Source organism: Micromonospora sp. NPDC048040 (assembly GCF_055587185.1).
The window spans coordinates 60,219-71,098 of record NZ_JBVJGT010000035.1 but is presented as its reverse complement, the minus strand read 5'-3'; the positions used below and the strand labels follow the sequence as shown (position 1 = coordinate 71,098).

The 10,880-nt window shown below is 73.5% G+C and carries 7 protein-coding genes and 1 pseudogene; 6 read left to right on the top strand and 2 right to left on the bottom strand.

Annotated features, from left to right (window positions below):
* Positions 1–234: pseudogene (locus ACZ6O2_RS25935) on the bottom strand (C39 family peptidase); the annotation flags it as partial.
* A 566-nt stretch (positions 235–800) separates the two neighbouring features.
* Here ACZ6O2_RS25935 and ACZ6O2_RS25930 point away from each other — a divergent pair.
* Both ACZ6O2_RS25930 and ACZ6O2_RS25925 read left to right on the top strand, forming a co-directional pair.
* Positions 801–1,289: an ArsC/Spx/MgsR family protein gene (locus ACZ6O2_RS25930; protein ID WP_466024639.1), complete on the top strand. Its 489-nt coding sequence runs from the start codon at positions 801–803 to the stop codon at positions 1,287–1,289.
* Positions 1,290–1,372: 83 nt separating this feature from the next.
* Positions 1,373–3,046, top strand: coding sequence for a right-handed parallel beta-helix repeat-containing protein (locus ACZ6O2_RS25925; RefSeq protein WP_466024638.1), 1,674 nt, complete (start codon positions 1,373–1,375; stop codon positions 3,044–3,046).
* Positions 3,047–3,059: 13 nt separating this feature from the next.
* Here ACZ6O2_RS25925 and ACZ6O2_RS25920 read toward each other — a convergent pair whose 3' ends face one another.
* Positions 3,060–3,242 carry a hypothetical protein gene (locus ACZ6O2_RS25920; protein WP_350711452.1) on the bottom strand — a complete coding sequence of 61 codons (183 nt, stop codon included), beginning with the start codon at positions 3,240–3,242 and terminating at the stop codon, positions 3,060–3,062.
* A gap of 19 nt (positions 3,243–3,261) precedes the next feature.
* On the opposite strand from ACZ6O2_RS25920, the gene ACZ6O2_RS25915 reads away from it, so the two are divergent.
* The 4 genes from ACZ6O2_RS25915 to pulA all read left to right on the top strand — a co-directional run bounded on the left by ACZ6O2_RS25915 (position 3,262) and on the right by pulA (position 10,786).
* Positions 3,262–3,930 (top strand): hypothetical protein, encoded by a 669-nt coding sequence (locus ACZ6O2_RS25915; RefSeq protein ID WP_350711438.1) that lies wholly within the window; start codon positions 3,262–3,264, stop codon positions 3,928–3,930.
* Positions 3,931–3,967: 37 nt separating this feature from the next.
* Complete coding sequence (locus ACZ6O2_RS25910; RefSeq protein WP_466024637.1) at positions 3,968–4,357, top strand: hypothetical protein; 390 nt, start codon at positions 3,968–3,970, stop codon at positions 4,355–4,357.
* A 91-nt stretch (positions 4,358–4,448) separates the two neighbouring features.
* A complete protein-coding gene (locus ACZ6O2_RS25905; RefSeq protein ID WP_466024636.1) occupies positions 4,449–5,135 on the top strand; it encodes a cellulose binding domain-containing protein in 687 nt (228 codons plus the stop codon).
* A 149-nt stretch (positions 5,136–5,284) separates the two neighbouring features.
* Positions 5,285–10,786, top strand: a complete 5,502-nt coding sequence (gene pulA / locus ACZ6O2_RS25900) for a pullulanase-type alpha-1,6-glucosidase (protein ID WP_466024635.1) — start codon at positions 5,285–5,287, stop codon at positions 10,784–10,786.
* Positions 10,787–10,880: the final 94 nt, after the last annotated feature.

Genomic DNA, 10,880 nt, shown 5'->3' with positions numbered 1-10,880 from the left:
GCCCTGCACGCTCAGGGCGTTGCGGGTGGCGGCGGGGCCGCAGTAGAAGAAGTTCGGCTGGGCCTCGTAGTGCACGCCGAGTTCCTTCTCGCCGCCCTTGCGGTCCTGGGTGGTGGCGGGCTTGCTGTCGGCGGGGGCGGCGTGGGCGGCGGTGACGGGGCCGGCGATGGCGCCGCCGGTGAAGGCGAGGCCGGCAGCGGTCAGGGCGGCCTTACGGATCAGATCGGTACGCATGATCGTATGCACCTTTCGATCGGGGGATACGCGGCACACACCAGAAGGGGGGGCGGGTGCGCCGCGGGGTGAGGAAAGGTCACGCCAGAAGTGGGGTGCGCCCGGCGTTCAACGGGGCGCGGTCCCGGGGGGATGTAACGACGCGGGTCCGGCCGGCATTCCGGCCGGTTGCCCCGGGCCGCCGAAACGGTCCCGGGGTCACGCGCTCACGGTGGTTACAACGCCCCGACCCCCCGACCCATGCCCGCCGGGGCGGTGGCCCCCGCCACCGCAACCCACCACCAACCGGACACCACACTCCAAGCGATCGGCACCCCGGGTGACCGTGCGTCGTCCGTGCCCGAATGTCGGTTTGTGCCGCACGGCCGCCGGCGAGGCGTCGGCTGCGAGGTGGTGACCCATCTGCCCGCTTCCACAGGGCCCGACGGGCCGAGCGCGGGAGGACCTGTCGAGCTGCCCCGTCTGTGGGGCAGCTCGACAGGGGCCGGGCAGCGGTACCCCGAGCTGAATGGCCTGCGAGGTCGTCCGGGCTTTCCAGCGCCGATCCGGTCGGCGAGGCGCGTCGGGTGCCGGTCCGTATCGCGGTCGCCGTGGCCGCCGCCGGCCGGAAACGGGACTGCTGCGACCATGACGGCATGGAGATCTGGAACAACCCGTCCTGCTCGAAGTGCGCCGCCGCCCGGTCCGCCCTGGACGAGGCCGGTGTGGGTTACGGGGTGCGTCCGTACCTGGACCGGCCGCCGAGCGCCGCGGAGTTGACCGAGGTGCTGCGCCGGCTCGGCGCGCGCCCCTGGGACGTCTGCCGGACGCAGGAGCCCGCCGCGGTCGCCCTGGGCATGGCCGACTGGCCGCGGGACGAGGCGGCCGAGCCGCGCTGGATCGACGCGATGGTCGCCGCCCCGGAGCTGATCCAGCGGCCCCTGCTGCTGCTCGACGACGGGAGCGCGCTCGTGGGCCGTACGCCGGAGGCGGTGGCGGAGGCGGTGCGCCGCAGTGGCGCGGCGCCCGGCGGCGGCGCGGAGCCGGGCCGCCCCTCGCCCCCGGTGAACGGGTGAACCGGTGACGCGTTTCCGCCCGTAGCCGCCGGGAATGCGGCCTGCTCGGAGTGCACCCGCCGCACGCCGAGAAGGAGGGGTCGATGTCGCGCCGGAGCCTGTCCACCGCCGTTCCGCAGCGGCTCACCCCGGTCGCCGGGGCGCCCCTGTGGTGCGACGCGCGCGCGTACGGGCTGCGCGGTGACGGCGTGACGAACGACCAGCCGGCGCTGTCCGCCCTGGTGGACCGCCTCGGCGATGGGTACGCCGCCGACGGGCGGGCCCGGGTGATCTACTGCCCGCCGGGGATCTACTCGATCCGGGACGCGGGCACGGTGTGGCGCAGCGGCGTGTCGCTGATCGGCGCGGGCCCCGGAGCGACCCGGTTCCTGCTGAGCAACGAAGGGAACCGGGCGGAGCCGACGCCGCTGGCCTTCTGGACCACCGTGCAGCACGGCGCGAACCGCGACCGGCACATCGCCGACTGCACCTTCGCCGACTTCGAGATCGACGGCTCCGGGGTGGCGATGGTCGAGTACAGCTACCTCGCCAAGGGGCTCGGCCTCCAGTACGTCGTGCGCGGCGTCTTCCGCAACCTCTACATCCACCACACCGGGGCGACCGGCCTCGGCTGCGACTTCCTCCAGGACAGCCTCATCGACGGGGTGGTCGTGATCGGCTGCGGCCGCCTGGACAACGGCGAGGAGATGGGCGGGGCCGGCATCGGCGTCGGCATCGGCGGGTGGGGCGACGTGGAGCGGCTCACCATCGCCAACTGCACGACCGTCGGCAACGGCACCAACGGGATCTTCCTCGAACTGCAGAAGGACCACTGGACGCCGCCGCGCGGCTACCGCATCATCGGCTGCCACAGCCAGGCCAACCGCTTCGGCATCTCCGACTGGGGCGCCGACGGCCTGATCGTCTCCGCCTGCACCCTCACCGGCAACCTGGACGCCGGCTTCGACGTCTCCGCCAACGGCACGGCGGGGGTCGCGGGCCGCGGCGGGATCCTCACCGACTGCGTCATCGACCGCAACGTCCGCGACGGGGTCAGCATCGGCAACACGCCGGGCCCGTACACGATCCGTGGAAACCGGATCAGCGGCAACGGCGGGTACGGCCACCACGAGCACGACCTCGGGCACGGCTACCGGGGCGCGGCGGCGGACGTGGTCGTCGACAGCAACGAGTTCTGGGACAACGGCCTGGACGCGATCCGGATCGACCGGCCGATGACCGACGCGGTGGTGGTGAACAACCGCATCCGTAGCAACGGTCGGCGGTGCGCCCCGGCCGCGGCCGGCGGGGGCGAGTCGGTGCGCTACCACGACCGGTCCGTGACCGACCAGACGGCGCACTGGCCGCGCGACGGGCACCGGGGCAAGGTGGTGCGGGTCGGGTCACGGACGGCCGTCGTGGTGTCCAACACCGACACCGACCTCACCCTCGCCGAGGTGCGGGCGGACTCGCCGACCGGGTGGAACGAGGACACGCCGCCGCCCGGCGCGTCCTATGAGCTGCCGGCCGCGCCGCCGGTCCGGGCCGGCATCACCGTCAACGCGGCGGTCGACTCCGCGACGGTGCGGGGCAACCGCGTCTGGGACCACCGCGACGAGCAGACCCAGACCCACGCGCTCTGGATCACGCCCGACGGCAGTTGCGTGTCCTGCCGGATCGAGGACAACGACTTCGCCGGCAACGCGGTCGGGCCGGTGCGGCTCGACACCCCGCCGGTCGGCGGCCGCTGGGACCGCAACCACCACGACGAGAACTGACGCCCGCCGGTCGTCAGCGCGCGTCGTCGGTGGGCGTCGCCGCCTCCGCGTGCCGGTCGCGCAGCCGGGCCCGGATCTCCTCCGGGGTGTACGCCCGACGCCGCCGTTCCGCCCGCGCGATCACCACGCCGGACGCCGCGACGCCGGCGAGACCCGCGAGCCCGAGCACCTTCCACCACCGCATCCGTTGCCGCATCGGCCTAGGGTAGACCCCCATGAGCATCAGCCTGGACGAGGCAGTGGAGCTGACCCGCACCGGCGACGTGTGGGTGTTCCGGGGCCGCAGCGTGCCGGACCGGGCCATCCAGTTGACCACCAACAGCCCGGTCAACCACGTCGGAATGGCGGTGGTGCTGGACGACATGCCGCCCCTGATGTGGCACGCGGAGCTGGGCAGGTCGCTGCCCGACATGTGGTCCGGCACCCACCAGCGCGGCGTGCAGTTGCACGACCTGCGGGACGCGGTCTGCGTCTGGGCCAACCGGTACGGCCAGCGCGCCTGGCTGCGCCAGCTCGACCCGCCGGCTGACGCGGAGATGGAGAACGCGGTGCTGCGCACCGTCGCCCGGCTCGACGGCACGCCGTTCCCCTCCACCGCCCAGCTCGCCTGGCGCTGGGTGCGCGGTCGGGTGCCGGCGATGCGGGTCCCGGCGCTGCCCGGGCGGGGCCGGGACCGCTCCGGGGCGTCGGTGCGCGACCGCGCGCTGGAGACGGCGTACTGCGCGGAGGTCGTCGCGGTGACCTACGAGGCGATGGGGCTGCTCCCCGCCGGGCGGCGTCCGAACTGGTACGACCCGGGCCGGTTCTGGAGCGGCGACGACCTCGGCCTGGCCGGCGACGCCCGGCTCGGCGCCGAGATCGAGGTGCACATCCCGCCGCGCTGAGGTTTGGCCCGGCGGCCGGCAGGCAAATTCTGTCCCTGTGAGAGCCTCCACCGATCTCGACACGCTGACCGACTTCTTCGACCGGTACGGCGTGGCGCTGACCACCGGCGACCTGCCCGCCATCGCCGGCTGTTACGCGTTGCCGGGGCTGGTGGTCGCCGACACGTACAGCTTCTCGTTCACCTCCCCGGCGGCGGTGGCACTGTCCTTCGTGGGCGCCGCCCCCGACTACCAGGAGCGCGAGCTGGTCGCCGCGCACGCGGCCATCGAGGACGTGCAGCCGATGTCGGCACTGCTGACGATGGTGGCCGTCGAGTGGGAGTTCCTGGACAGCCTGGGTCGAGCGGTGCCCGGCGAGCGTTACCGCTACCTGCTGCGCGCCACCGACGACGGCCCGGTCATCTGCACGGTCCTGCGCGCCGCCTGACCGTCCCGTCCGGCGGGGCCGTTCCGGCGTCCACCTCCTTGCCAGCGACCGCTACGCTTTCTCGGACGACCGCTGGAGGAGGGTGTCCGGCATGCGCCGAGCATCGAGCAGGTCCTACGGCACGGCCGTCATCGCGTCCTCGCCGTGGATCGTGGTGTCCGTCGGCGCCGGGGTGATGGTGGTGCTGTTGGTCATCGCGCTCGGCGCCTACCGGGGGCGCAGCCCCGCGTTCGACGCGCAGCCCGGCCCGCCCGAGCCGACCCTCGCCCTGCTCGACCCGTGGCCCGCGCCGAGCGTGCCGGCCACGGCCGCGTCGCCGTCGCGGCGGGCGTCGCCCACGCCGTCCGGCCGCGTCACCGGCCGGTCCACTCCGGACGGTCCCACGCCGGCGCGTTCCAGCCGTACGCCGTCCCCGAACCCTGGCGGAGACGAGGACACGGTGCTGCTGCTGCCGCCGACCACGTCGCCGGTGAGCGGGCGGTACCGGGTGGTGGACGAGTCCCACGGCGGGTTCGTCGGCGAGGTGCTGGTCAGCAACACCTCCCGGGACGGCCGGGCGTGGACGGCCCGGCTCGCCTTCTCGGGCGGTCGGCTGGGCAGCGCGTGGATCGAGGGCGCGCCACAGGGGACGGCCACCCGGACCGACGACGGCTTCACCTACCGCAGCGGCCAGGATCTGGCCGGGGGAGCGTCGGTGGCGCTGCGGTTCTACGTCCAGCGCGCGGAGAGTCGCCCGGCAAGCTGCACCGTCGACGGCGTCGCCTGCCACGGGCTGTAGGCCACCGACTTCGCAGGGCCCGGCGCGTTCGCGCCGGGCCCTGCTTTTGCAAGCGCACTGCTTTGTTGCGACTCTGTTTGCAAGGTATTGCAGAATGTTTCGGCAAGGGCTAGCGTGCGGGCCAATCAGCGACCAGAGGAAGGCCGTCGATGAAACCCCCGCCGATACCGCGCAAGGCCCTGCTCGCCCTCGTCTCCCTGCTCACCCTCACCCTCGTGGGCACCCCGGTCGCCGTACACCAGCTCGGCGCCGACGCCGCCGACGGCACGGACGGCACCGGCCCGCTCGCCGCGGCCGGGGCCACCCAGTGGCGCGCCGAGCCCCCGGCGGAGGCGCTGCTGGAAGCCAGCGGCAACCAGGCCCGTGCCGAGCAGTTCTACTTCGTCCTGCCGGACCGGTTCGCCAACGGGGACCCGCGCAACGACGCCGGCGGCCTCACCGGGGACCGGCTCTCCACCGGGCTGGACCCGAAGGACAAGGGCTTCTACCACGGCGGCGACCTCAAGGGCGTCACGGACCGACTCGACTACATCCAGGGGCTGGGCACGACGGCCATCTGGCTCGCCCCGATCTTCAAGAACCGTCCCGTGCAGGGCACCGGGTCCGACGTCTCGGCCGGCTACCACGGCTACTGGATCACCGACTTCACCCAGGTCGACCCGCACTTCGGCACGAGGGACGACCTGAAGCGGCTGGTGCGGCTCGCCCACCAGCGCGGGATCAAGGTCTACCTCGACGTCATCGTCAACCACACCGCCGACGTCATCAAGTACGCCGAGGACAAGTACACCTACGTGGACAAGGCGACCTCCCCCTACACCGACGCGCAGGGGCGGGCCTTCGAGGACCGCCACTACGCCGACGGCAGCCGGGACTTCCCGAAGGTCGACACCACGTCGTTCCCGTACACCCCGACGTTCGACACCCCGGCCGACGCGAAGGTCAAGGTCCCGGCGTGGCTGAACGACCCGACCATGTACCACAACCGGGGTGACTCCACCTTCGCCGGGGAGAACAGCGAGTACGGCGACTTCTTCGGGCTCGACGACCTGTGGACCGAGCGCCCCGAGGTGGTGCGCGGGCTCACGAAGGTCTACTCCGAGTGGGTGGAGTCCACCGGTGTCGACGGTTTCCGGCTGGACACCGTGAAGCACGCCAACCTCGACTTCTGGCCGCAGTTCAGCCAGGGCATCGAGCGCGCCGCGGACCGCGCGGGCAAGAAGGACTTCTTCATGTTCGGCGAGGTCTACAGCGCCGACCCGGAGATCACCTCGACGTACGTGCGGCGCGGTGGCCTGCCGGCCACCCTCGACTTCGCCTTCCAGGAGGCCGCGCGCGGCTACACCGCCGGCGACGGCTCCGCCAAGGCCCTCGCCGACGTGTACGCCCGCGACGACCTCTACCGCTCCCGGGACACCGACGCGCGGCGGCTGACCACCTTCCTCGGCAACCACGACATGGGCCGGATCGGCTCGTTCATCGCCGGTGGCGGCACCGACCCGGCCAGCCACCTGCGCCGCGACCGGCTCGCCCACGAGCTGATGTTCCTCACCCGCGGCCAGCCGGTGGTCTACTCCGGCGACGAACAGGGCTTCACCGGCCCGGGCGGCGACAAGGACGCCCGGCAGGACATGTTCGCCTCCCGCACGCCCGACTACCTCGACGACGACCTGCTCGGCACCGACCGGACGCACGCGGTCGACCAGTTCGACCCGACGCACCCGCTCTACCGGGCCATCGCCGAGCTGGGCGCGCTGCGCCAGGCGCACCCGGCCCTGCGCGACGGTGTCCAGGTCACCCGGTACGCCGCCGACGGACCCGGCGTCTTCGCGTTCTCCCGGATCGACCCGAAGCAGCGCACCGAGTACGTCGTCGCGGTGAACAACGCCGCGACCGCGCAGACTGTCACCGTGGACACCTGGTCGGCCGGCGCCACCTTCGCCGGCGTCTACGGCGGCTCGGCCGCCCCGGCCGCCGCCGCCGACGGCAGGCTCACCCTGACCGTGCCGCCGCTGTCGGCGGTGGTGCACCGGGCCGGCACCCCGATCGCGCTGCCCGACGCCGCGCCGAAGATCACGATCACCGCTCCGACGCCCGGCGAGCCCGTCGCCACGAAGGCCGCCGTCACCGCCCAGGTCACCGGCGACCCGCTGGCCACCGTCACCGTCGCCGCCCGGGTCGCCGGCGGAAAGTGGACCCTGCTCGGCAGCGCCGACCGGGCCCCGTACACCGTCCACCACGACCTGACCGGGCTGGCCGGCGGCACGACCGTCGAGTACAAGGCCGTCGTGCGCGACGGCAGGGGCCGGACCGCCACGGCCCGGTCCACGGCCACCGTCGGCACCCCGGCCCAGTCCGCCTCCCGGGACTGGGCGGTGGTGCACTACCAGCGCCCGGCCGGCGGCTACGACGACTGGGGGCTCTACACCTGGGGCGACATCGACCCCGCGTACGCCACCGAGTGGCCCAAGGGACAGCCGTTCGCCGGCGAGGACTCCTACGGCCGGTTCGCCTGGGTGAAGCTCAAGCCGGGCGCCAAGTCGGTCGGCTTCCTGGTGGTCGACAGGAACGGGAACAAGGACGTCGGCCAGGACCGCACCATCGACGTGACGCAGACCGGCGAGGTCTGGGTCAAGCAGGGCGACCCGGCGATCTACCCGACCCGGCAGGCCGCCACCGGCGAGCCCGACCCGCCCGTCGAGGACGGCACCGCGCTCATCCACTACCGCCGCGCCGACGGCAACTACGACGGCTGGGGCCTGCACCTGTGGGACGGCGCCGCCAACCCGACGGACTGGGCGAAGCCGCTCGCCCCGGCCGGCGTCGACGCGTTCGGCGCGGTGTTCCGGGTGCCCCTCGCAGCCGGGGCCACCGGGCTGAGCTACATCATCCACTCCGGCGACGAGAAGGACCTGCCGGAGGACCAGCGGCTCGACTTCGCCACCGCCGGCCGCGAGGTGTGGCTGCTCGCCGGAACGCCCGGGCGGCTGCTGCCGTCCACCGCGTCCGGCGCCGTCCGGGACGTCGACATCACCAGGCAGAAGGCGCACTGGATCGACCGCTCGACCGTCGCCTGGCAGACCGGGCCCACCGACGGCAGGACGTACGCCCTGGTCACCGCCCCGGCCGGCGGGGTCACCGTCGCCGACGGCGAGCTGACCGGCACGTACACCACGCTGCCGTTGACGGCGCAGCGCAACGGGCTCACCGAGGCCCAGCGCGCGGCCTTCCCGCACCTGTGGGCGTACCGGAGCTTCGCCCTCGACCGGCGCGACCTGGCCAAGGTCCCCGCGGCCCTGCGCGGGCAGCTCCTGGTGACCGAGCGGGACGCGGAGGGCACCCTGCTCGCCGCGACCGGCGTGCAGATCCCCGGGGTGCTCGACGACGTCTACGCCCGGGCCACCGACGCGAAGCTCGGGCCGACCTTCGCCGGCAGGGTGCCGACGCTCGCGGTCTGGGCGCCGACGGCGCGGCAGGTGTCGCTCCAGCTCTTCGACTCGCCGACCGGGCAGCCGAAGGCGGTGGCGATGCGCCGCGACGACCGCACCGGCGTCTGGTCGGTGCGCGGCGCCCGCGACTGGCACGGCAAGTACTACCGCTACCAGGTGCAGGCGTGGCAGCCCGCGACGCAGCAGATGGTCACCGCCGCGGTGACCGACCCGTACTCGCTGGCGCTGGCGCCGAACTCCACGCACAGCCAGATCGTGGACCTGGCCGACCCGGCGCTCGCGCCGGCCGGCTGGGCGACGCTGCGCAAGCCGGCGGCCGTGCCGTCGACGAAGGTGCAGATCTCCGAGCTGTCCGTCCGGGACTTCTCCGTCGCCGACACCACCGTGCCGGCCGAGCGGCGGGGCACCTACCTCGCCTTCACCGACCCCCGGAGCGCCGGCATGGCGCACCTCAGGGCGCTCGGCGACGCCGGGGTGACGCACCTGCACCTGCTGCCCGCGTTCGACTTCGCCACGATCCCCGAGCGGCGGGCCGACCAGCGGCAGCCGGCCTGCGACCTGGCCGCGCTGCCGCCGGACTCCGAGGAGCAGCAGCAGTGCGTCGCGGCGGTGGCGGACACCGACGGCTACAACTGGGGGTACGACCCGCTGCACTACACCGTGCCGGAGGGCGGCTACGCCGTCGACCCGGCCGGGGCGAAGCGCACCACGGAGTTCCGGCAGATGGTGGCCGGGGTCAACGGCGCGGGGCTGCGCGTGGTGATGGACGTCGTCTACAACCACACGTCGGCGGCGGGCGCCGACCCGAAGTCCGTGCTCGACCAGGTCGTGCCCGGCTACTACCACCGGCTGCTGGAGGACGGCAGCGTCGCCAACTCGACCTGCTGCGCCAACACCGCCCCGGAGCACGCCATGATGGGCAAGCTCGTGGTGGACTCGCTGGTCACCTGGGCCAGGGCGTACAAGGTGGACGGCTTCCGGTTCGACCTGATGGGCCACCACCCGAAGGCGAACATCCTGGCCGTGCGGAAGGCGCTCGACGAGCTGACCGTGGCCCGCGACGGCGTGGACGGGAAGAAGATCCTGCTCTACGGCGAGGGCTGGAACTTCGGCGAGGTAGCCGGCGACGCCCGGTTCGTGCAGGCCACCCAGGCCAACATGGCCGGCACCGGGATCGGCACCTTCAACGACCGGCTCCGCGACGCGGTGCGCGGCGGCGGGCCGTTCGACGCCAACCCGCGGGTGCAGGGCTTCGCCTCCGGCCTGTTCACCGACCCCAACGGTGATCCGGTGAACGGGTCCGCGGCCGAGCAGCGGGCCCGCCTGCTGCACCAGCACGACCTGATCAAGGTGGGGCTCACCGGCAACCTGCGCGGCTACCGGTTCACCGACTCCGCCGGCCGGCAGGTCACCGGCGCGCAGGTCGACTACAACGGCTCGCCCGCCGGCTACACCGCCGCGCCCGGGGAGGCGGTCACCTACGTCGACGCGCACGACAACGAGATCCTGTACGACGCGCTGGCGTACAAGCTGCCGCAGGACACCCCCGTGGCGGACCGGGCCCGGATGCAGGTGCTGGCGCTGAGCACCGTGGTGATGGGGCAGGGCCCCGGGTTCGTCACCACCGGCACCGAGCGGCTGCGCTCGAAGTCGCTGGACCGCAACTCGTACAACTCGGGTGACTGGTTCAACCAGATCCGCTGGGACTGCGCCCAGGGCAACGGGTTCGGCGCCGGGCTGCCGCCCGCGCAGGACAACCGGGACAAGTGGCCGTACGCCAAGCCGCTGTTGGCCGATCCGGCCCTGGTGCCGGACTGCGCGGCGATCAACATGACCGACGCCCGGTACGCCGAGCTGCTGAAGATCCGGGGCTCCTCGCCGGTCTTCGGGCTGGCCACGGCGGAACAGGTGCAGAAGCGGGTCGCCTTCCCGCTCTCCGGCGCGGCCGAGACGCCCGGTGTGCTCACCATGACGCTCGACGGCCGCGGCCTCGACGGGCGCTGGAAGTCGGTGACGGTGGTCTTCAACGCCACCCCGGAGGCGGCGACGCAGCAGCTGACGGGGCTGCGTGGGGCGGACGTGGCGCTGCACCCGGTGCTGCGGACCTCGGCGGACGAGGCGCTGCGCACGGCCTCGTTCGACCGGGCGAGCGGCACGTTCACGGTGCCGGCCCGCAGTGTGGCGGTGTTCGTGCAGAGCTGACGCGCGACGCGAACCGGCCCCCTCCCGCGAGTGCGGGAGGGGGCCGGTTCGGTGTTCGTCCGGTCCGTGCGGCCGGTGCCGGTGGCGCCGGCCG